Origin of the sequence: Mesorhizobium sp. B1-1-8, assembly GCF_006442795.2 — a bacterium.
Lineage (GTDB): Bacteria > Pseudomonadota > Alphaproteobacteria > Rhizobiales > Rhizobiaceae > Mesorhizobium.
This window is the reverse complement of record NZ_CP083957.1, coordinates 18353-37823: the sequence shown is the minus strand read 5'-3', so window position 1 is coordinate 37823 and position 19471 is coordinate 18353. Positions and strand designations below refer to the sequence as shown.

The 19471-nt window shown below is 63.4% G+C and carries 22 protein-coding genes; 16 read left to right on the top strand and 6 right to left on the bottom strand.

What is annotated here, in order from left to right:
• The first annotated feature begins 42 nt into the window (after positions 1 to 42).
• Together FJ974_RS27855 and FJ974_RS27850 are read left to right on the top strand one after the other, a co-directional pair.
• The gene (locus FJ974_RS27855; RefSeq protein WP_140533547.1) at positions 43 to 1011 is read left to right on the top strand and encodes a kinase; all 969 of its coding nucleotides are present in this window, start codon (positions 43 to 45) and stop codon (positions 1009 to 1011) included.
• The gene (locus FJ974_RS27850) at positions 1008 to 2069 is read left to right on the top strand and encodes a PLP-dependent cysteine synthase family protein (protein WP_140533546.1); all 1062 of its coding nucleotides are present in this window, start codon (positions 1008 to 1010) and stop codon (positions 2067 to 2069) included. Before FJ974_RS27855 ends, FJ974_RS27850 begins: the two co-directional genes overlap by 4 nt.
• Positions 2070 to 2306: 237 nt before the next feature.
• On the opposite strand, the gene FJ974_RS27845 is transcribed toward FJ974_RS27850, so the two are convergent.
• Genes FJ974_RS27845 through FJ974_RS27825 form a run of 5 tightly spaced genes read right to left on the bottom strand, consistent with a single transcriptional unit; the run spans position 2307 to position 7042 of the window.
• Positions 2307 to 3608, bottom strand: coding sequence for an NAD(P)/FAD-dependent oxidoreductase (locus FJ974_RS27845; protein WP_226891695.1), 1302 nt, complete (start codon positions 3606 to 3608; stop codon positions 2307 to 2309).
• 8 nt (positions 3609 to 3616) lie between these two features.
• Positions 3617 to 4597: a branched-chain amino acid ABC transporter permease gene (locus tag FJ974_RS27840; protein ID WP_181177132.1), complete on the bottom strand. Its 981-nt coding sequence runs from the start codon at positions 4595 to 4597 to the stop codon at positions 3617 to 3619.
• Entirely contained in the window at positions 4594 to 5502 is a 909-nt protein-coding gene (locus FJ974_RS27835) for a branched-chain amino acid ABC transporter permease (protein ID WP_140533545.1), read from the bottom strand. The genes FJ974_RS27840 and FJ974_RS27835 overlap by 4 nt, the downstream gene beginning before the upstream one ends.
• A complete protein-coding gene (locus FJ974_RS27830) occupies positions 5499 to 6245 on the bottom strand; it encodes an ABC transporter ATP-binding protein (protein WP_140533544.1) in 747 nt (248 codons plus the stop codon). The genes FJ974_RS27835 and FJ974_RS27830 overlap by 4 nt, the downstream gene beginning before the upstream one ends.
• Positions 6242 to 7042: an ABC transporter ATP-binding protein gene (locus FJ974_RS27825; RefSeq protein WP_140533543.1), complete on the bottom strand. Its 801-nt coding sequence runs from the start codon at positions 7040 to 7042 to the stop codon at positions 6242 to 6244. The genes FJ974_RS27830 and FJ974_RS27825 overlap by 4 nt, the downstream gene beginning before the upstream one ends.
• Positions 7043 to 7168: 126 nt before the next feature.
• Here FJ974_RS27825 and FJ974_RS27820 point away from each other — a divergent pair, with 126 nt between their 5' ends.
• From FJ974_RS27820 to FJ974_RS27795, 6 genes are read left to right on the top strand one after another with little or no spacing between them, the layout of a single operon-like run.
• Positions 7169 to 7903 (top strand): GntR family transcriptional regulator, encoded by a 735-nt coding sequence (locus tag FJ974_RS27820; protein WP_140533542.1) that lies wholly within the window; start codon positions 7169 to 7171, stop codon positions 7901 to 7903.
• The gene (locus FJ974_RS27815; protein WP_140533541.1) at positions 7900 to 8391 is read left to right on the top strand and encodes a DUF3830 family protein; all 492 of its coding nucleotides are present in this window, start codon (positions 7900 to 7902) and stop codon (positions 8389 to 8391) included. Before FJ974_RS27820 ends, FJ974_RS27815 begins: the two co-directional genes overlap by 4 nt.
• The gene (locus FJ974_RS27810; protein ID WP_140533540.1) at positions 8384 to 8737 is read left to right on the top strand and encodes a TIGR04076 family protein; all 354 of its coding nucleotides are present in this window, start codon (positions 8384 to 8386) and stop codon (positions 8735 to 8737) included. The genes FJ974_RS27815 and FJ974_RS27810 overlap by 8 nt, the downstream gene beginning before the upstream one ends.
• A complete protein-coding gene (locus FJ974_RS27805; RefSeq protein ID WP_140533539.1) occupies positions 8734 to 9789 on the top strand; it encodes an aldo/keto reductase in 1056 nt (351 codons plus the stop codon). Before FJ974_RS27810 ends, FJ974_RS27805 begins: the two co-directional genes overlap by 4 nt.
• Positions 9786 to 10217, top strand: coding sequence for a hypothetical protein (locus tag FJ974_RS27800; protein WP_140533538.1), 432 nt, complete (start codon positions 9786 to 9788; stop codon positions 10215 to 10217). Before FJ974_RS27805 ends, FJ974_RS27800 begins: the two co-directional genes overlap by 4 nt.
• Before the next feature lie 51 nt (positions 10218 to 10268).
• Positions 10269 to 11528, top strand: coding sequence for an ABC transporter substrate-binding protein (locus FJ974_RS27795; RefSeq protein ID WP_140533537.1), 1260 nt, complete (start codon positions 10269 to 10271; stop codon positions 11526 to 11528).
• A gap of 708 nt (positions 11529 to 12236) precedes the next feature.
• On the opposite strand, the gene FJ974_RS27790 is transcribed toward FJ974_RS27795, so the two are convergent.
• The gene (locus tag FJ974_RS27790; protein ID WP_226891694.1) at positions 12237 to 12395 is read right to left on the bottom strand and encodes a hypothetical protein; all 159 of its coding nucleotides are present in this window, start codon (positions 12393 to 12395) and stop codon (positions 12237 to 12239) included.
• Positions 12396 to 12767: 372 nt separating this feature from the next.
• Here FJ974_RS27790 and FJ974_RS27785 point away from each other — a divergent pair, with 372 nt between their 5' ends.
• The 8 genes from FJ974_RS27785 (at position 12768) to FJ974_RS27750 (ending at position 19271) form a co-directional block, all read left to right on the top strand.
• Positions 12768 to 13025 (top strand): hypothetical protein, encoded by a 258-nt coding sequence (locus tag FJ974_RS27785; protein ID WP_140533536.1) that lies wholly within the window; start codon positions 12768 to 12770, stop codon positions 13023 to 13025.
• A 29-nt stretch (positions 13026 to 13054) separates the two neighbouring features.
• Entirely contained in the window at positions 13055 to 13849 is a 795-nt protein-coding gene (locus FJ974_RS27780; RefSeq protein WP_140533535.1) for a hypothetical protein, read from the top strand.
• A 51-nt stretch (positions 13850 to 13900) separates the two neighbouring features.
• Positions 13901 to 14194: a sensor histidine kinase gene (locus tag FJ974_RS27775; protein WP_413468375.1), complete on the top strand. Its 294-nt coding sequence runs from the start codon at positions 13901 to 13903 to the stop codon at positions 14192 to 14194.
• A 69-nt stretch (positions 14195 to 14263) separates the two neighbouring features.
• Entirely contained in the window at positions 14264 to 14866 is a 603-nt protein-coding gene (locus tag FJ974_RS27770; protein ID WP_140533534.1) for a hypothetical protein, read from the top strand.
• Position 14867: 1 nt separating this feature from the next.
• The gene (locus FJ974_RS27765) at positions 14868 to 15530 is read left to right on the top strand and encodes an ABC transporter ATP-binding protein (protein WP_140533533.1); all 663 of its coding nucleotides are present in this window, start codon (positions 14868 to 14870) and stop codon (positions 15528 to 15530) included.
• Positions 15523 to 16191: an ABC transporter ATP-binding protein gene (locus tag FJ974_RS27760; RefSeq protein WP_140533532.1), complete on the top strand. Its 669-nt coding sequence runs from the start codon at positions 15523 to 15525 to the stop codon at positions 16189 to 16191. Before FJ974_RS27765 ends, FJ974_RS27760 begins: the two co-directional genes overlap by 8 nt.
• A complete protein-coding gene (locus FJ974_RS27755) occupies positions 16167 to 18848 on the top strand; it encodes an ABC transporter permease (RefSeq protein WP_226891693.1) in 2682 nt (893 codons plus the stop codon). Before FJ974_RS27760 ends, FJ974_RS27755 begins: the two co-directional genes overlap by 25 nt.
• Positions 18849 to 19013: 165 nt before the next feature.
• Positions 19014 to 19271: a DUF1344 domain-containing protein gene (locus FJ974_RS27750; protein WP_140533531.1), complete on the top strand. Its 258-nt coding sequence runs from the start codon at positions 19014 to 19016 to the stop codon at positions 19269 to 19271.
• Positions 19272 to 19471 lie beyond the last annotated feature (200 nt).

Below are 19471 nucleotides of genomic sequence, written 5' to 3'. Positions count from 1 at the left end.
CGCGATCGGGCATGCTGGGCTCCGACAAAGCAGGATTTCCTCATGACCTCGAACCGCTCCCACCCGACTTACGGGCAACAGGCTGGCGCGTCTGCGCCTTCGAATTCTGCTCTCCAGGTCGGCACTGGCCGGGCAAGCGCCCATCATGGCGAGTTGCTGCAAGGAGTCTTTGAAGGAGAAGACGGCCGGCTGCATCGCGGCTTGATCACACTTCCTTATGCCGCGCTGCAGGCGGTTGCTACATTTTGGCCGCGAGCCCAGCCAGGCATCAGGGCTCGTCCTGACAGCTGCACCAAGGCCAGTCGGGCCGCCCAACTCACTTTGCAGCATCTTGGCCTGTCCGGCCGGGGAGGGGACCTTACCATAGAAAGCACCATTCCAGTCGGGCACGGATACGGCTCCTCGACTGCGGACGTGATTGCTACGATCCGCGCCGTTGCAGCGTCAGCCGGTACGACATTGCAAGCTTCCTCGGTTGCGAGGCTGGCGGTGGCCGCCGAGGGCGCCAGTGACGCTATCGCCTACGGGGAGTGGGCTCTGCTGTTCGCCCACTGCGAGGGCGTGGTGCTGGAACACTTCGGCAAAGAGTTCCCGCCCCTGGCAATCATCGGGTTCAGGGGTGCGCGGGACCGGCCCGTCGAAACGCTCAGCTTTCCGCGCGCACGATACGATGCCGACGAGATCGAGGCTTTTCGCGTGATGCGAGGCCTGGCCTGCCGCGCTGTCAGGCAGCAGGATCCTCGCCTTCTCGGGCGCGTGGCGACGTTGAGCGCCTGCATCAACCAGCGGCGTCTTTGCAAGCCGGAATTTGAAACAGTGCTGAGCATCTCGCGCGAGCAGGGCGCCTTCGGAATCCAGGTCGCCCACAGCGGCACCTTGATCGGTCTCATGCTGGATGCCGAGGTGGCCACAAACGCCGATCGCGTCGCTGCCATAGGAAGAAGCCTGGCAAGGGCTGGATTTGGCGACATCGCTTCCTTCACGCTAGGTTCGGGGGCGCGCCAACCATGACCGGGACTGCCGATTATTTTCGGGACCTCGAGGTGCCGCGCTTTGCCCGACTGGCCCCCAATCTGACCGCCGCCTGCTTTCCGCTGATGAAACTGATGCCGGCGCGGTTCATGGTCGACCGGGCTGAGGCGTCCGGTCTCCTGGGGAGGGGAGGGCACATCGTCGAGACGACCTCGGGGACCTTCGGCCTGGCGATCGCCATGCTTGCCGCCGCCCGCCGTTACGAGCTGACGCTTATCACTGCCTCCAGCCTGATCGACCTGAAACTCACCCGCCGCCTGGAGAGCCTGGGCGCCAGGGTCGCGGCGATTGACGATCCAAAGGGCGACGGCAACCAGCCGGGGCGCCTGGAGCGCTTGCACGCGATCCTCAAAGGCAACCCAGGTACATACTGGCCGCGGCAGTATGACAGCCCGGAAAACCGTCTCGCCTATGCGCGCCTGGCCGACATGGTGGTGAGGGCGTTCGGCCAGATCGACTGTGTGGTCGGATGTGTCGGGACGGGAGGCTCGCTCTGCGGCACTGGCAAGTTTTTGCGCCAGCTGTTTCCACATTTGCGGCTCGTGGCGGTGGACACCCACCGAAGCATACTGTTCGGCCAACCGGTCGGGCGGCGGACGCTGCGCGGTCTCGGCAACAGCGTCTTGCCTCAAAATGTGCGGCACGAAATGATCGACGAAGTTCACTGGGTTGGTGCGCTCCCCGCCTTTGCCATGGCTCATTGCCTGTTGCGTGAGCATGGGATTTTCATGGGACCGACCAGCGGCGCTGCGGCACTCGTGGGTGGATGGGTCGCGAGGCAGCGGCCGCAGATGGCGACGCTCGTGATTATGCCGGACGAAGGTCACCGGCATTCAGATACGGTCTACAACGACGATTGGTTGAACAGGCTGGAGGGGTGGCCGACCTCGCTGCCTTCCGGTCCGACGGATGTCGAGCGGATCCTCCCGGCAGCTGAAACAGACTGGACCCGATTTGCCTGGCGGCGACGCACGCTCAAGGCCGTGCTCGCCGATCTTGGCCGGGACGATTGCGAGCCCCCCGACCTGAAGTCCTGATCTCTACGGTCGAGCCTGTATCGGTCCTGCGTCCTGGCAGCAGTGGCGACGCTACCATGAAAGGAAGAATTGGGAACGCAGCCAGATAATCGCGCAGCTTGCTTGCTGGACGTCACAAACGGTAGTTCGACCCGAGAAATCCTTGCCACGAATTCTCTTTTGAAATCAAGGATTTATCGCTTTTACTAGGTCTGCATTGGAACTCTCTCGGGACCCTGATTGTCCAACCTCAACTGCTTACGGGGTTTCCGAGGCCTCCAGGCGGTCGCGCAGCATGCTCCAGGGGAGCAGCATGTTGGGAGCATATCGGATGAGGCCGTGCAGCGGGATCGGCGAGAGCGGACCGAAGGGAAGCGGCAAGTCTTGGATATCTGTCCCGCTTGCCCAGTCCGCAAGCGTCTTGCCCATCGCTGTGGTCATGGCGATGCCGCGGCCGTTGCAGGCAAAGCCGGCGATCAAGCCTGGCCCGAGATCGACGAGGCGCGGCAGGAAATCCGGATCGACCGCAGCCATCCCCGACCAGCTGAAGGCAAGGGGCGGCAGATCGGGGAGATTGAGATACCGGGCAAGCCGCCGCCAGATGGCTTGTGGCACCCGCGCATCGGCGCCTGGTCCGAAAATATGCATGCCGCCGCTGATCAGCCGATTGTCGGCATCGAAGCGGAAGGTGAAGAGATTGCGCCTGGTGTCACCGGCGCCTTGACCGCCGGGAAGTAGACGCGTGCGGATTTCCGGCGGGAGCGGGTCCGTGGCAATCTGGAAAACCTTCAAAGGCAAATAAGTTCGCTGCAGCACCGGATTGAGCGACCCGCCATACGCGTTGGTGGCAAGCAGCACCTTTTGCGCGTGCACCGAACCCGACGGCGTTTTTAGGGCCCAGCCGTCGGATATGCGATCTACCGACGTGACAGGTGTCCGCTCGAAAATTCGCCCGCCGGCCTTTTCCGCCGCATCGGCTAATCCGAGTGCGTAGGCGACGGGATTGAGGAGGCCACCCGAACGGTCCATCCACCCACCGGTATAGCCGCGCGCACCCGTCATCGTTTCGACCTGCCGCCGATCCAGGGTGACGACAGGCCGGCCATGCCGCGCCCATTGCCCTGCGCGTGATTTTACCTTCTCCAGGGCGGCGGGCGAGTGCGCCGGCTGGATCCATCCGTTCTGCATTGCGTCGCAGTCGATGCCATGCCGCCGGATGAGGCTGAAGACGAGGTCGGCGCTGCCGGCGGCGAAATCGATCAGCCTGCCGCCGCGCTCCGGCCCGAGTTGCGCAAGGATGCTGTCAGGGTCCTTCCTGGCGAAGTTCGGCACGACGAAACCGGCATTCCTGCCGGTCGCGCCCCAGGCGATGATTTCGGCTTCGAGAACGGCGACACAAAGCGCTTTCTCAGCAGCGTGCAGCGCGCTCGACAGACCAGTAAAACCGCCGCCTACGATGGCGAGGTCGACATGGAGGCGATCTTGCAGCGCCGGCCGTTCTGGGCGATCGCCCCTGACGGCATGCCAGAGCGAAGCGCCATGCGCGTTCTTATGGACCATCGCGTTGATCATCCGGAACCGCTTTCACCGGTGGCTGATTTGGCCCGCTTGCCAAAACGAACCCGCCGCGGCCGGTCGCCGAACAGTCCGTTTGGGCGGATCAGCAGGATGATGCAAAGCATGACGCCGATGGCGACGATCTGCAGCGAGGCGGCGCGTGCCTGCTGCTCGGGCGAAAACAATACGCTGGTCAGCGTGCCCGATCCGGCCCAGATCGCCCAGACCAGTATGCTGCCGATGATGGCGCCCTGATTGCTGCCGGAGCCGCCGACGATCAGCATCACCCAGACCTGGAAGGTCAGGACGGGCAAATAATTGTCCGGGGCAATGAAGCCTGTGAAATGCGCCTGCAATGCGCCGGCCAGCGCCATGATGGCGCCGCCGACGGCAAAGGCCTGGACGCGATAGAAACGCGCGCTCTTGCCGAGCGAAATCGCCGCCCCTTCATCCTCCCGCAGCGCCTTGAGCACGCGGCCCCAGGGACTGCGCGAAAGGTGCTCCAAGGCAAGGTAGGCGATCAGGGTGACAGCTGAGACGACCGCCAGGTTCGACAGGTTGAACAGCAGCGGCGTCTCGGCCAGACCGCCGAAGGGGCGCGGGATGAAACCGATGCCGAACGGCCCGCCGGTCAAATTCTGCGCGTTGAGCGCGACCAGTTGCACGACCACGGCAACGCCGAATGTGGTGATCGCCAGATAGTCGGCCCTGAGACGCAGCGTCGCCATGCCGGTGAGCGCCGCGGCAATACCGCCGACGGTCATGGCGCCCAGCCAGCCGACAAGGATCGGCAGGCCGAAGCCGCCCAGCCTGGCGGCGTCGTCCGGCGTGGTCAGCAGCGCCGAGGTGTAGGCACCGATCGCGACGAAGCCGGCGAGCCCGACATTGAACAGGCCGGTCAGCCCCCACTGCAAATTGAGCCCAAGCGTTATCAGCGAGAAGATCAGCGCGGTTGTCAGGAAGAAGGCACCGTAGCCGATGAGATCGATCATCGCTGTCGAACTCCGAACAGGCCGGCCGGTCGCACGAACAGCACCGCCATCAGGATGATGAAGGAGACGGCGGCGCGCCATTCGGCGCCGACCAATTGCACGGCGCCGGCCTCGGCGAGCCCAATGATCAGGCCGCCGAGCACCGCGCCCGGGATGCTGCCGATGCCGCCGAGGATGGCGGCGGCGAACATCGGCAGCAGCATGTCGAAGCCCATGAAGGGCCGGATCTGCACCAGAATGCCGATCATCACGCCGGCAACGCAGGCAAGCGCCCCGCCGATAATCCAGGTGACGCGCACCACCTTGGCGACGTCGATACCGACGATGCGCGCCAATGCCGCGTTCTGGCTCAAGGCCTGCATCGAGCGGCCGGTCTGCGTGCGCGTCATCAACAGATGAACGCCGAGCACGAGGACGGCGGTCAGCAGCAGCAAGGCGATCTGATCGGGCGTGATGCGAACGCCGAAGCCGACCGGCATGGCTATCTGGATGGCCCGGCTGAAATAGGTCGGCCGTGAGGTGAAGGTGAATTCCAACAGGCTTCGCAGCGCCATGGAGGCGCCGAAGCTCGCCATCACCACGATGATCGCCTGGCCTTGCGAGCGCAGCCGCGAAAACAGCACCTTGTCGAGCAGCAGCGCCAGCAGTGCGGTAAAGCCCATGCCGGCCACCAGGGCAATAAAAAGCGGCCAGCCGAAGGACAGTGGTGCGATCGGCGCTACCTTGCCGAACATCGCGCCAATGGCGCTGACCACCGCGAGCGTGGCATAGGTCCCCCAGGCCATGAAGTCGCCATGGGCGAAGTTCGAGAAGCGCAGGATCGAATAGGTGAGCGTCACGCCGATGGCGCCAAGGCCGATCATCGAGCCGGTCAGCAATCCGTCGACGATGAATTGCAGGCTCATGCCGCGCCACCCTTTTGATGCTGGGGGCGCTGACCGAGATAGAGTTCGGCCACGACCGGGTCGTTCCACAGTTCGGAGGCGATGCCCTCGTGCCGATCCTTGCCCTCGACCAGCACATAGGCGCGGTCGCCGATGGCAAGGGCTGCCCTGGCGTTCTGTTCGACCAGCAGGATGGTGACACCGGACTTGCGGATGCCGGCCAGCATCTCGAACACCATCGAGACGAATTTCGGCGACAGACCGGCCGACGGCTCGTCCAGCACCAGCACCTTGGGGTGTACGATTAGCGCCCGCGCAACGGCCAGCATCTGCCGTTGGCCTCCCGACAGATTGCCGGCGGGCGCATGACGCTGGCGGGTGAGGTCGGGAAAGGCGCCATACATCTGCTCGATCCGGACAGGGATTTCGCGGCGGTCGAGAATGCCGCAGGCGACCTTGAGATTGTCCTCGACCGACATCAGCGGAAAGATGTTCTCCGTCTGCGGCACGAAAGCGAGGCCAAGCCGGACCATGATGTGAGCAGGTGCCGCGGTGATGTCGTTGCCGTCCAGGAACACTGTGCCGCCGGTGATTGGAACAAGTCCGGCGATCGCCTTTATGAAGCTCGACTTGCCGGCGCCATTGGGGCCAAGCACGACGACGATCTCACCCTTGCCGACGGTGATCGAGGCACCGCGCACGATCGGCACACCGGGTTCGTAACCGGCTTCGAGATTACGTACATCGAGGACGGTCTCGCTCATGCGGCGCCTCCGAGATAGGCCTCGATGACGCGGGGATCGCGGCCGACTTCTTCCGCCGTTCCTTCGCTCAGCAACCGCCCGCCCGCCATCACCAGGACGCGGTGGCAGAGCCGCGTCACCATGTCGATGTTGTGCTCGATCAGGAGGAAGGTGATGCCGCCTGCATTGATATCGCGGATGCGGTCGATGATGACTTCCAGAAGCGTAGCGTTGACGCCGGCCGCCGGTTCATCGAGCAGGATGATCGCCGGGTTGGCCATCATGACGCGGGCAAGCTCGAGCAGTTTGCGCTGGCCGCCTGAAAGCACGCGCGCCGGCTCATGCGCAAGGTGGATGAGGGTGACGAGCTCCAGCAGTTCGAGCGCCTTGGCCCGGGCTGTTGTCTCCTGCGCCGCTACCCGCCAGGGCGTGAGGAAGTTGGCCAGCAGTCTTTCGCCGGCCTGGCCCTGCGCCGCCAGCATGACGTTTTCGATCAGCGTCAGATTGGGGAGCGGGCGCGGGATCTGGAAAGTGCGGCCGAGCCCGCGACCGATGCGCAGATGGGCGGCTTCGCCGGAAATGCGCGTGCCGTTGAGCAGAATGTCGCCGCTGGAAGGCAGGATGCTGCCGGCGAGCAGGTCGAACATGGTCGTCTTGCCCGCTCCGTTGGGCCCAATCAGGCCGAGGATTTCGCCTGCTTTGACGTCGAACGAAACGTCGTTGACGGCAACAAGGCCGCCGAAGCGCCGGATTACGTTCCTTGCCGTCAGGACCGGCGCAAGGATCTCCCGCCGGGGCCGTCCGGCTGCCTCGCTCATCAGACCTCCTGGCCAAAAACGTTCATTGCCGCCTTCCCGATCCTGATTTGTGATCACACTTGCTTTGATCACGCTATTCGGCTTTAATTTCTTCCGCAAGCCGAAACCCGGCCAAGACGGAACTCCATGCAAAAAGCTGTCATCGCAAAAAACAAAGACGCGATAGCGGCCCAGCTCGCTCCAGTCGGCCGCGAAACGGTGCAGGATCGCGTCTATTCCGAGCTGCGCCGTGCTCTGATCGGGGGCCTGTTCGAACCGAGCCAGGTGCTGACCATCCGCGGTCTGGCCGATGCGCTGGTCACCTCGACCATGCCGGTGCGCGAGGCGCTCGGGCGGCTGATCACGGAGAAGGCGCTGGAGGCACTCCCCAACCGTTCGGTGCGCGTGCCGCCGATCACGCTGGATCGCCTCGACGATCTCTTGCGTGCCCGCATCCTGATCGAGGGCGAAGCGATCGCGCTGGCGGCCGCTCGCATGGGGCCGAGCCAAAACACCAGGATCGAGGCTATCCTGGGCGAATGGGACGAGATGCGCGCGCTGAAGCACAAGAAGGATGTCGACCGCGAAGTGACGCTCAACCAGAGCTTTCATTTCGAGATCTATCGCTGCTGCGGCTCGCCCGTGCTGATCCCGATGATCGAGAGCCTGTGGTTGCAATCAGGTCCTTGCATCCGCGTTGCTATTTATGCCTTTTCGGAAGCCGGCGAGGTCGACACCGCCCACTATCACCGCCGCATCGTCGAGGCGCTGGCCAGGCAGGATGCGCAGGTGGCGCGCGAGTCGCTGGTCGCCGACATCAGCCGGCCCTTCACCTTCCTGCGCAGCAAGCTGCAATCCGCGGCTGGGAAAGACCAGACGTGACATCCATCCGGATCACCGAACCGCGCTCGAAGCTTGCCGTCACGGCGCTGCTGCTGCCCGCAAAGGCGCCGCAAAACGCCGCCTTTCTCATGGCGTATCTAGCCGCGCCACGCGTCGTTCCCGCCATCCACGCCATGTGGACGGGACCTGAGATTTCCTGTCCGGTTCCCGCTGCCGATCTCGAGGGGCATGCCTACGCGCAGCCGTTGCCGGCCGAAAACGCCACCCTTACCCCGCAGCCCGGCGATATCGTACTGTCCTACGTCCCGCCGCGCATGTGGGGTGGCAACCCCAATGCCATCTTCGATATCGGCCTGTTCTATGGGCAGGGGGCGCGGCTTCTGTTCCCGATCGGTTGGCTGGCCGGCAGCGTGGTGGCGCAGGTTATTGCCGAGGAGCGCGAACGGTTCGCAGCCGCATGCGCCGTTATCCGCCGCAACGGCGCCTGCGATGTCACTTTCAGCCTGGTGGAGGCCCGACATGGCTGACGACAGTTTCGAGCTCTTCGATCTTCGCGTCGAGGCCGTCGTCCCCGAGGGCAAGCCCATCTACTGCGGTGCCAAGGCCGGCGATTATTTCGAGCTCAAGGGCGAGATGCTGTCTATGCCGGCCGGGCAGGGCTTTTCGATTTATTCGCTCGCCTGCGTGCTGCCGCTGCTGGCCGCAAAACAGCGCCCGACGCACGAGAATGACTGGATGACCTCGGACGCAGAGATCGCCTGTCCCGATCCCAATTGCGCCAGCAGGCTGCGGATCGTCAGGTTGGCCAAGCGGCGGTTCAGCCATGCCGAAACCACGGCCGTGCCGCTGCCCAAGGAGAACGACCCGGCATGAGCGCCAAGACCTTCGAGCTCGGCCCTGGCTACACGATCTCGCGCGTCATCCGCGGCGGCTGGCAACTCGCCGGCGGCCATGGCGCCGTCGATCGCAGCCAAGCGGTTTGCGACCTGCTTGCCACTTTCGACGCCGGCATCTGGACCTATGATTGCGCCGACATCTACACCGGCGTCGAGGAATTGCTCGGCGCCACCCGACTGCGGCTGGCCAACGAGCACGGGCTCGACGCCGCCGCCAGAATGAAGGTGCATACCAAGCTGGTACCTGACCTCGAACGGCTGGCCACCATCAGCCGCGACTACATCAGAGGCATCGTCGATCAATCGCTGCGCCGGCTGAAGACCGAGCGGCTCGATCTCGTGCAGTTTCATTGGTGGGACTATGCGCAGGCTGGCTACGTCGAAGCGATGGGCTGGCTCGACGAGCTTCGGCGCGAGGGCAAGGTGCGCAACCTCGGCACCACCAATTTCGACACGCCGCGGCTCGCCGAAATCCTGGCCGCCGGCATCTCGCTGGTCAGCCAACAACTGCAATATTCCGTGCTCGATCAGCGCCCGGCACACAGCCTCGCCGCGCTGGCACAGAAGAAGGGCGTCAGCTTCCTCTGCTACGGGTCGGTGGCAGGCGGCTTTCTCAGCGAGAAGTGGCTTGGCGTGGCCGAACCCGCCGCACCACTCGAAAACCGCTCGCTGGTCAAATACAAGCTGATCATCGATGATTTCGGCGGCTGGGACCTGTTCCAGCAGTTGCTTCAGGCACTGAAGGCCGTCGGCGATCGCCACGGCCTCGACATCGCCACCATCGCCAGCGCTTGGGTGCTGGAGCAGCCGCAAGTGGCCGGCGTCATCGTCGGCGCCCGCAACCAGGCCCATGCGTTAGCCAATGCAAAAATCGCGGACGTCGAGCTCGATGCCGAGGACCGCGGTAGGATCGCCGTCTGGATTGCGCAAAGCCGGGGACCCGAGGGCGATGTCTATACGCTGGAGCGCGACCGCCATGGCCGTCACGGTTCGATCATGCACTATAATCTGAACGCCGGCCGCATATGAGCGCCATCAACACGACGCTTTTTTCAAAGGCCAGTGCCGAGATCGTCGACCTGCATCGCTTCTTGGTCGACTGGTTTGTCGCGGGGCGTGCCGCCAAGGCCGAGTTCAGCCGCTTCGAAGCCGCCATGGGCGAAGGCTTCGCCATGGTGGCGCCGGACGGCAAGGTGCTTGATCGCGATACGGTCCTCGATCATATCCGCTCGAGCCGCGCCTCCTGCGACGAGGGTTTTGCTGTTTGGATCGAGGATATCCGGCTCGGCTGGCACAACATGGATACGATCGTTGTCTTCTACGTCGAGGCGCAGTTGCGAGACGGCCAGCGCAGCCGCCGCCGCTCCAGCGCCGTCTTTACCACCAGTTCATCGGCGCCCAACGGCGTCGAATGGCGGCATCTGCATGAAACCTGGCTGCAAGTGCCGGAATGCTGAACAGGCTCCGTAGGTCAGATACTAAATCGTGAAACTCAAAGGGGAACAACAATGAGAAAGACGATACTCCAGCTCACCACCGCGCTCGCTCTCGTGACAATGGCCAGCGCCGCGCAGGCCGCCGCTTGCAAGATTACCGTTGGCCTTGTCATGGAACTGACCGGTCCGGCCGGCGAATACGGCCAGGCCGGCGCCAAGTCGGTTGAAATGGCCTTCCGCGACATCAATGAGGCCGGCGGCGTGCGCGGCTGCGATCTCGTCACAGATACGCGCGACAGCCAAAGCCAGGGCAACATCGCCGTCGACGCAGCGACGCAGCTTGTGCAGGTCAAGAAAGTTCCGGTCATCATCGGCGGCATCATTTCATCCGTCTCTATTCCGATCCTGACCTCCGTGACCGCCCCGGCCAAGATCGTCCAGGTTTCGCCGGCATCGTCGTCGCCGACGCTGACCGCGCTCGGCCGCGACGGCAAGACCAACGGCGTCTTCTTCCGTACGATCACCTCGGATGCGCTGCAGGGCGTCGCGGCCGCCAAATACGCCATCGACAAGGGTTTCAAGAAGCTTTCTGTCATCCATGTCAACAACGATTTCGGCGTTAACATGGTGGCCGAATTCTCGCGCGCCTACAAAGCCCTCGGCGGCACCATCGTGTCCGACACGCCTTACAACGAGAAGCAGTCGAGCTATGCGTCCGAGGTCACCGCCGCCATGGCCGGCGAGCCGGACGGACTTTACCTGGTCAGCACGCCCGTCGATGGCGCCACTGTTGCGCGTACCTGGATTTCGCAAGGCGGAGTGCAGAAATTCCTGCTCAATGATGGAATGAACAGCCCTGATTTCATTGAGTCGGTCGGCGCCGACTACCTGAAGGATGCCTATGGCACGTCTTCGGGGACCAGCCCGACGGCCTCCACCGAGTACTTCACAAAGAACTACAAGGCGTTCTCCGGAATTGAGCCCTCGAACCCGGCGGCCGACCGTTCCTATGATGCCGGCGCCATCGTCGCCTTGGCCATCGCAATTGCCGGCTCCGAGGATCCCGCCAAGATCAAGGATGCCATGTACAAGGCGGTCGATCCCGCCGGCACGCCGATCTTTGCTGGCAAGCAGGAATTCGCCAAGGCGCTCGGTTTGATCAAGGAGGGCAAATCGATCCGCTACGAAGGCGTCATCGGTCCGGTCGCATTCGACAAGTATGGCGACATCACCGGCCCATTCAGGCTCTGGAAGATCGTCGATGGCAAGGTGACGACGGACGGCGAGATGACGACGGATGACGTCAATGCGCTGCAGGCGAAGCTGCAATAAGGCTGCGATCTCATGTCCGGCGCCTTTCCATTCTGGGAGCGACGCCGGGCGGGTATCGTCAGGTTTCATGGCCGAAGTCGGCGTTGTTCGTGGTGGCCAATAAGGCCACTTCCTCTGGCGACCAACGTCGTTGAGAGAGCCGTCTGGGTCGAAGCCAGCCAGAAAGGCTGCCTTCCAGCAGAACGCACCGCCTGCATAAGGTTCCATCTCTAGAGGACCATCAGGCGGGGCGGTGGATCGACCGTTTGCGGCCGCCGTCGTTCGCTCGTCCAAATTATGGGCGCGGGAGACGTAGTCATCAGGGGATTAGACTAGCTGGGCCAAAGTTTGAGGCAATGACGGCGAGCCAGCGCAACATGGCGGTGGCTTTATGCGCCCTCCGGGCTCAGAGAACCGATGTCCGATGGTGTTGTGCCGCCGTTCAGCGGTGGCAAACGGAGTTCCAGCCTTGTCCAACGGTTTCGCCCGGCGTCGACAAGCTCATGCTCGCCTGTCAGGCCATTCATAAACAACTGAAGCAGGTGTGAGGCTATACGCTGCGCCTCTCCTGATTGAAGTGAAACACCGTATTCTTCGCAGACGGTTCGGCAGACGCGAGACAACAAACCGATTTCGCACGGCTCCAACGATTGACCAGGATACAACATGGACTTTCCTCCTCGAAAGCCACGAAGCGCGAAGAGTGCGACAGGTGTGTGAATTCCGTACTCAATTTTGATGTGATCGGCAGGTCGAAGTCGTCGAACCGTCCGAGCGGATCGCGGCATTCGCCTTCTCCTGCGAGCGCAGCGCGAAGCGGTCCTGTTCCTCGCGGGCGATCCGGGAGCGCTGCGCCAGCGACTCGGCCATCACGCCCACATGCGACATTGTGGAAGGCGTCCCACAGCCCTTTGGTGACTATGGAACCGCTGGCGTTCTGGGCGCCATGCGCACGCTGTCGCGTCTGCCAGAGATGACGTCATCGAGTCGTGACATCAATAGAACCTAGCCCAAACTTCTCTCGCAAGATGCGGAACCCCGATGTTCTAGGCCCTTGTTGACGTAATGACGTGCGGGCCTGGGTCCACTAGCCCGTCTGCCGGCACATGGCGAGGGCCAGGCCTTACTTCTTACCAATTTGTAAGGCGGCGGACAGGCTGAGGTGAATTGGTCCGCCTAATCTTCTCTGCGCGGCCACACGAGATTTGAGGCGGCTTGGGTAGGTGCAGCCGGACTCCGGTTCAAAACGGGACAATTACCATGATCAGATCTATCCTTTCCCTGGCGACTGCCGCAATTGCCGTGACCAATCCCCTCTCATCGGCCTTTGCCGCGCCGATGCCTTGCGAGACCGTGTTAAAGGACCTGCGTGCTGCTGAAGCGGCAGCCAAGCTCGGCGATGCCGACAAGAACAAGGTGTCGGAACTGGAGACAAAAGGCATCGAGCGCTGCAACGCCGACGACGACAAGCGCGCCGACGACTTCTTTGTCCAGGCGATGAAGATCCTCGGCAAATAGTTCCCGCACAGACCCGAATGGATATCGCCATGACCTTACTGGTCGACAAGCCCGTCGCGTCGGCACTCAACCGGGTACCGGACGTCACCGTCGATTTCTGGCTGATCAAGGTCATGGCGGTGACCATGGGCGAGACGGCGGCCGATTATCTGGCCGTCGATCTCGGCCTCGGCCTTACCGTCACCTCGCTCATTATGACCGGAGTACTGATCGCCGCCCTGGTTCTTCAGTTCGCGCAGAAGCGCTATGTGCCTTGGGCCTACTGGCTGGCGGTGGTGCTGATCAGCATCGTCGGCACCCTGGTCACCGACAATCTCGTCGACAATTTCGGCGTCAGGCTGGAAACCACGACGATTGTCTTTTCCATCCTGCTCGCTCTGACGTTCGCGGTCTGGTATTTGAGCGAGAAGACGCTTTCGATCCACACCATCTTCACCACCAGGCGCGAGATCTTCTACTGGCTGGCTATCCTGTTCACGTTTTCGCTCGGCACCGCGGCCGGCGACCTGGTGGCCGAGCGCTTCGACATGGGCTATCTCGCCACCGGCCTGATCTTCGGCGGCGTGGTCGCGCTGATTGCCCTTGGCTATTTCCGTCTCGGCCTGAATGGCATCCTTGCGTTCTGGCTTTCCTATATCCTGACCCGGCCACTCGGCGCCTCCTTCGGCGACCTGCTGTCGCAGCCGGTCGAATATGGCGGTTTGGGCTTCGGCACCACCTTCACCAGCCTGATCTTCCTCGGCTGCATCGTTGCGTTGGTGCTTTACATGACGCTGAAGAAGGCTAGCGATGAGGCCGATGAAATCCTGATCGAAAACGACTAACTATGGCGTGAGGGCAGGCGGCAGCGAGGCCACCGGTGAGGGCGCATCGAATTGTCAGTAAACCAGCAAGGCGATCATATCCTCGACCACGTCTGCGGCAATGGCCCAGGAATCCCGGCGGAAGAGCGCGAAGAGGTGTTTCAGCGGCTTTACCGGCTGGATTCGAGCCGCTCGACGCCTGGTAGCGGCCTAGGCTTGAGTCTGGTGCGGGCGATAGCTGACCTGCATGGCGCGACCATTTCGCTCGAAGACAAACGGCCTGGCTGTCGTAGCCAGCTTTCCGGCGGCGAGGTCGCCCGGCGTCTGAAGGCAAGCGTTTTTCAGCTTACCAATCCGTATGAATGAGGCGATCTGGCCGTAAACTTGACGCGGCATTGTGGTTGGCCTGCCGTTCTCACCGAAAGGCCGCACGACATGATCGCTTTTACTCAGAAACTTACCCGGCTCCTGCATATACTGTCGCTCGCCTCAGGCCTCGCCCTCGGAGGTCCGCTCCTGAGCCTTGCCGTCGGCCCGGCAGTCGCCGCCGAAAAGGCGGTTCCTGCCGAAAAGAACCCGCCCGGCGACATTCCCGACACCCAGGTTTTCATCGACTATGCCTCACCGGAAGGCTTCACCATGAAGGTGCCGGAGGGATGGGCGCGGACCGATCGCGCCGACGGCGCAAGCTTTGTCGACAAGCTCGATGGAGTCGTCCTCTCGGTGGCCAAGGCGGATGCCTTGCCGAGCCTCGACAGCGCCAAGGCGGACTATGTTCCGAAGCTGGAAGCCAGCCAACGGGCCGTGCGGGTGACCGGGGTCAAGCAGATAAAGCTGCCCGCCGGTCCGGCGATCCGCATCGTCTATACCTCCAACTCCGAACCGAACGCCGTGACCAACAAGCAGGTGCGCCTCGAAAACGAACGCTACCTCTATTTCAAAGACGGCAAGCTCGTCACGCTGGAGCTTTACGCACCCAAGGGCGCCGACAATGTCGATCAATGGCAGCTGATGTCCAACTCATTCCAGTGGAAATGACATGCACGCGCTGGAAGTGCATGAGCTGTACCGGTTCTTCCACATAGGCGACGACGAGACTGCGGCGCTGCGTGGCGTCAGCTTTCATCTGTCGGCGGGCGAGATCGTCGCTCTTGTGGGACCCTCCGGAAGCGGAAAATCGACGCTTCTGGCCTGCGTGACAGGGCTGGACGAGCCGGATGGCGGCCATGTCGAGGTCGGCGGCAGACGCCTGACCCGCAGGCCGGAGACCGAGCGCACGCGCATTCGCGCCGCCAGTTTCGGCATAATGCTGCAATCCGGGAACCTGTTCGGTCATCTCACGGTGGAGCAGAATCTGCGGCTGCAGATGCAGCTGGCGCGAAAGCCGGACGAGACGCGAATTGGCGTCCTGCTTGAAAGCGTCGATCTCCTGCATCGGGCCTGGGCATTCCCGACCGAGCTTTCCGGCGGCGAGGCGGCTCGTGCCGGCCTTGCGGTGGCCCTCGCGGCGGATCCGCCTATCCTGGTCGCCGACGAGCCAACGGCCGAAGTCGACCGCGACACCGAAATCCGCCTGATCGCCCATTTCGAGGCGCGCCGTCGGGGCGGCCTGACAACGCTCATCGCCACCCACAGCAAGGCGGTTGCCTTCAAGGCCGACCGCATCATCAGCTTGAAGGACGGGAGAATCGACAGTGAGTGACCCGATCGTTGTCGGCCGCGGGATCGGCCGCGATTTTCAGCGCGGGGTCGTGGCCCTGCGCAGCGTCTACTGCACGATTTCGGCCGGCACGCGCATTGCCGTGGTGGGGCCGTCCGGCAGCGGCAAGACGACCTTGCTGCATATTCTTGGCGGATTGGACAGGCCGACGACCGGCAGCATCGAATGGCCGGGACTTGGCCAGTTCGACGAACTGAGGCCACGCCATGTCGGACTGGTATTCCAGTCTCCGAGCCTGTTCCCCGCTTTGACCGCCATTCAGAATGTGACCCTGCCGCTGCTGCTGGCCGGCGAGCACTTAGCCGCGGGCGCCAACGCAAGAGCCTTGCTCGACTCTTTCGGCCTCGGCGAGCTTGCCGACAAATTGCCCGAGGAATTGTCCGGCGGACAGTCACAGCGCATAGCCATGGCCCGCGCGCTCGTCATGCGGCCAAAACTGGTTCTCGCGGACGAACCGACCGGCCAGCTCGACAGCATCACGGCGCAATTCTTCTTCGACACCGTCCTGGAGCAGCTGGAAGGCACTGACACGGCGCTCGTCGTGGCGACCCATGACGAGGCGGTGGCCGCCCGGATGGCAACCAGATGGACGATGGACCATGGCCAGCTTGTCTCGGAATGGCCAAGGCACGAGGCGGCATGATGATGGCGTGGCTCTGGATGCGAGGCATTCTGGCAAGGCGCTTTCTGCGCGTGGCAGGAGCCACCGTGGGTGTTGCGTTGACCGTCGCGCTGCTTGCGGCGATGACGCTTTTTCTGGTCCAGGCAAGCGCTTCGATGACCTCCCGCGCCATCGGCGCCGTCCCGATCGATTGGCAGGTGCAGGTGATTTCCGGCGCCGATCCGGAATCCGTCCGTAAGGCGATTACCGAGGCCGTGCCGGTCAAGGCCGTCCACGGTGTCCGCTACGCCGACGTGGCGGGCTTCGAAGCCTCGACCGGCGGCACGACGCAAACCACCGGACCGGGCCAGGTCGTTGCCTTCGACTGCGGCTATTCCGCTGATTTCCCGGCCGAGATCCGTTTGCTGTCAGGCGGCAGTGATGGCGTCCTCATCGCGCAGCAGACGGCGGCCAACCTCCATGTCCAGCCCGGCGACACGGTTTCGATCAAACCGACAGGTCTGCCGCCGGCGACGGTCAGGATTACGGGTGTGGTCGATCTTCCCGACGCGGATTCGCTGTTCCAGGCCGTCGGCCTGCCGGCCCAGGCCGCGCCGCAGGCGCCTCCCGACAATGTGCTGGTGCTGCCGCTGCAGGACTGGCAACGACTCTTCGAGCCGCAGATGAGGCAGCGCCCCGACACGGTCCGTCTGCAATGGCATGCGCGGCTTGCCCATGACGCACTGCCGGCCGACCCCGTCGCGGCCTACACCTTCGTCACCGGCGCGCAGCGGAACCTCGAGGCAAGAACCGTCGGCCAGGCTCTGGTCGCGGACAGTCTCGGCTCACGCCTCGGCGCGGTCCGCGAGGACTCGCTCTACGCCTCGGTTCTGTTCCTCTTCCTGGGATTGCCTGGCATCGCGCTGGCCATGGCACTTACCTTCGCGGTGACGTTCTCCGGTGCGGCGCGGCGGCGGATGGAACACGCACTGCTGCGCGTGCGCGGCGCCACCACGCAAGCGGTCTTGTACCTGTCGGCTGTCGAGGCAGCGCTCGTCGCCGTCGCCGGAACCGTCCTTGGCCTGGCAGGGGCATGGCTGTTTGGACCTGCTGGCGCGCCAGGTTCGCGGTCGATTTCAGCCATGATCGATCGCCCCCTGCTTCTCGTGGCGCTGTTCGGGCTGGCGCTGGGTTTCAGCGCCTTGCTGTTTCCGGCCTGGCGCGATGCCCGTCGGACCACCGTTGCGGAGGCGCGGCATGTCGTCGGGCCCACCGCGACATCGCTCTGGCAGCGGCTGTGGCTGGATGTGCTGCTTCTCGCTTGCTCGGGGTTGCTCTTCTGGCAGTCGGCCAGTACCGGATATCAGATCGTGTTGGCGCCCGAAGGCGTCGCCGCGACCTCTGTCGACTACAAGGCCTTCATCGCGCCCGCGTTGTTCTGGCTGGGCATGGCGCTGTTGACGATCAGGCTGTCGGGCATGGTGATCGCGCGCAACGGCGGGCTGTTGCGGGCGATCATGGCCCCCGTATCGGGGCCGCTGGCGCCTGTGGTGTCCGCCGCCTTGTCGAGGCAGCCCTGGCGCCTGACGATCGGCATCGCCATGACGGCGCTGGCCATCTCCTTCGCCACGTCGACGGCGATCTTCAACATGACCTACAATGCCCAGGCCCGCATCGACGCCGAGTTGACCAATGGCTCCGATGTCACCGTGTTCGGCACATCCGACAGGCCGGCCGGAGCACATGTTGCGGCGCTGACTACGCTGACCGATGCGGCTGCGGTCGAGCCGATGCAGCATCGCTTCGCCTATGTCGGCGCCGACCTGCAGGACCTTTACGGCATCGACCCCGCAAATATCGGGCGCGCCACCAATCTTTCCGACGCCTATTTCAGCGGCGCCGGCGCGGCCGCCACGCTCGGCCAGCTTGCCGCCACGCCCGACGGCGTGCTGGTGTCGCAAGAAACGGTGAACGATTTCCAGCTCCAGCCGGGCGATACGATCAATCTGCGGCTGATCGATGCGAGGGATCATCAGTACCATCCGGTCGCCTTCAAGTTCATCGGCATCGCGCGTGAATTTCCGACGGCGCCGAAGGATTCCTTTCTTGTCGCCAATGCCGCCTATGTGGCGCGCATGACTGGGTCGAACGCGTCCGAATATGTCCTGATGCGGGCCAAGGGCGACCCGACCGCGCTGGCGCGGCAGACAGCTTCGGTGCTCTCCTTCGATCCTGCGCTGAAGGTCAGCGATATCGGTCAGGCGGCCCATCTCATCGGATCGAGCCTGACAGCGGTCGACCTTGGCGGGCTGACGCGGATCGAACTCGGCTTTTCGGTCGTGATGGGCGCCGCTGCCGCCGGCCTCGTGCTGGCATTGGGCTTCGCCGAACGCCGCCGGCCCTTTGCAATACTTGGCGCCATCGGCGCCAGGCCGTCGCAGCTGGCGGCCTTCTTGTGGGGCGAAGGTCTCGTCATCATTCTTGGCGGGCTGATCTTTGGCCTGCCGTCGGGCCTCCTCACCGCATGGATGCTGGTGAAACTCCTGACCGGCGTCTTCGACCCGCCGCCGGAGACGCTTTCGGTCCCATGGCTGTATCTGGCGATCGTGCTCGGCCTGGTCGTGGCCTCAGTCGCCGCGGCGGTGCTTTCGGCCAGGCCTTCGTCGGGGCTGGTCGCCGAGCAGTTGCGCGACCTGTGACGGCCCGCAGCCTTACGCATTTGTAAGATCGCGGCCAGCCGATCGAAAACTCCGGAGCCTAAGGTCATCTCCGTTCCCGCTGCGGAGGGGAGGCCACGATCCGGCAAATCCGGATCGATCCTGAGCAGCCCGGGGTAATGCCGCGAAACCAGAACGGAAACAAAGATGAAGAAGAAATCAGTTATCGCTGCTGCCACGATCCTGGCAATCGCATCCGCCACCGGCGCCTACGCCAAGGCGGCCGCCGGCACCATCGCCAGCATCGACAAGAAAGGCGATTCGATCACCATGTCCGACGGCAAGACATTCACCTTGCCGGAAGGCATCGAAGCCGAGACGCTGAAGGTCGGCGAGAAGGTCACCGTCACCTACTCGACCAACGCCGGAAAGCTCGCCGCCTCGAGCATCCAACCGGCCAAATAGCTCCGACCCGTGTCCAGCCGAGGTTGTGAATCGCGAGGTGAATTTTGTGAGACCAGTCGACGAACGCCACATCCATCAGATTTTTGAAGTCAGCCTCTAGCTCAAGGGTGCGCACGCCCTGATCGAATGCCTTGGCGGTGTCCGGCTCTATCTCGTCACCACAGACGCGATTGCATCATGGGTTAATGCAAGGAGTTCTA

What these genes read in the sequence shown, in the direction of transcription:
- FJ974_RS27755 (WP_226891693.1), top strand. Translation starts at nt 16,167, where the DNA reads ATGGCCAAGGCACGAGGCGGCATGATGATGGCGTGGCTCTGGATGCGA.
- FJ974_RS27770 (WP_140533534.1), top strand. Translation starts at nt 14,264, where the DNA reads ATGATCGCTTTTACTCAGAAACTTACCCGGCTCCTGCATATACTGTCG.
- FJ974_RS27835 (WP_140533545.1), bottom strand. Translation starts at nt 5,502, where the DNA reads ATGAGCCTGCAATTCATCGTCGACGGATTGCTGACCGGCTCGATGATC.
- FJ974_RS27750 (WP_140533531.1), top strand. Translation starts at nt 19,014, where the DNA reads ATGAAGAAGAAATCAGTTATCGCTGCTGCCACGATCCTGGCAATCGCA.
- FJ974_RS27780 (WP_140533535.1), top strand. Translation starts at nt 13,055, where the DNA reads ATGACCTTACTGGTCGACAAGCCCGTCGCGTCGGCACTCAACCGGGTA.
- FJ974_RS27795 (WP_140533537.1), top strand. Translation starts at nt 10,269, where the DNA reads ATGAGAAAGACGATACTCCAGCTCACCACCGCGCTCGCTCTCGTGACA.
- FJ974_RS27785 (WP_140533536.1), top strand. Translation starts at nt 12,768, where the DNA reads ATGATCAGATCTATCCTTTCCCTGGCGACTGCCGCAATTGCCGTGACC.
- FJ974_RS27805 (WP_140533539.1), top strand. Translation starts at nt 8,734, where the DNA reads ATGAGCGCCAAGACCTTCGAGCTCGGCCCTGGCTACACGATCTCGCGC.
- FJ974_RS27765 (WP_140533533.1), top strand. Translation starts at nt 14,868, where the DNA reads ATGCACGCGCTGGAAGTGCATGAGCTGTACCGGTTCTTCCACATAGGC.
- FJ974_RS27850 (WP_140533546.1), top strand. Translation starts at nt 1,008, where the DNA reads ATGACCGGGACTGCCGATTATTTTCGGGACCTCGAGGTGCCGCGCTTT.
- FJ974_RS27830 (WP_140533544.1), bottom strand. Translation starts at nt 6,245, where the DNA reads ATGAGCGAGACCGTCCTCGATGTACGTAATCTCGAAGCCGGTTACGAA.
- FJ974_RS27820 (WP_140533542.1), top strand. Translation starts at nt 7,169, where the DNA reads ATGCAAAAAGCTGTCATCGCAAAAAACAAAGACGCGATAGCGGCCCAG.
- FJ974_RS27790 (WP_226891694.1), bottom strand. Translation starts at nt 12,395, where the DNA reads ATGTCGCATGTGGGCGTGATGGCCGAGTCGCTGGCGCAGCGCTCCCGG.
- FJ974_RS27800 (WP_140533538.1), top strand. Translation starts at nt 9,786, where the DNA reads ATGAGCGCCATCAACACGACGCTTTTTTCAAAGGCCAGTGCCGAGATC.
- FJ974_RS27810 (WP_140533540.1), top strand. Translation starts at nt 8,384, where the DNA reads ATGGCTGACGACAGTTTCGAGCTCTTCGATCTTCGCGTCGAGGCCGTC.
- FJ974_RS27840 (WP_181177132.1), bottom strand. Translation starts at nt 4,597, where the DNA reads ATGATCGATCTCATCGGCTACGGTGCCTTCTTCCTGACAACCGCGCTG.
- FJ974_RS27845 (WP_226891695.1), bottom strand. Translation starts at nt 3,608, where the DNA reads ATGGTCCATAAGAACGCGCATGGCGCTTCGCTCTGGCATGCCGTCAGG.
- FJ974_RS27825 (WP_140533543.1), bottom strand. Translation starts at nt 7,042, where the DNA reads ATGAGCGAGGCAGCCGGACGGCCCCGGCGGGAGATCCTTGCGCCGGTC.
- FJ974_RS27855 (WP_140533547.1), top strand. Translation starts at nt 43, where the DNA reads ATGACCTCGAACCGCTCCCACCCGACTTACGGGCAACAGGCTGGCGCG.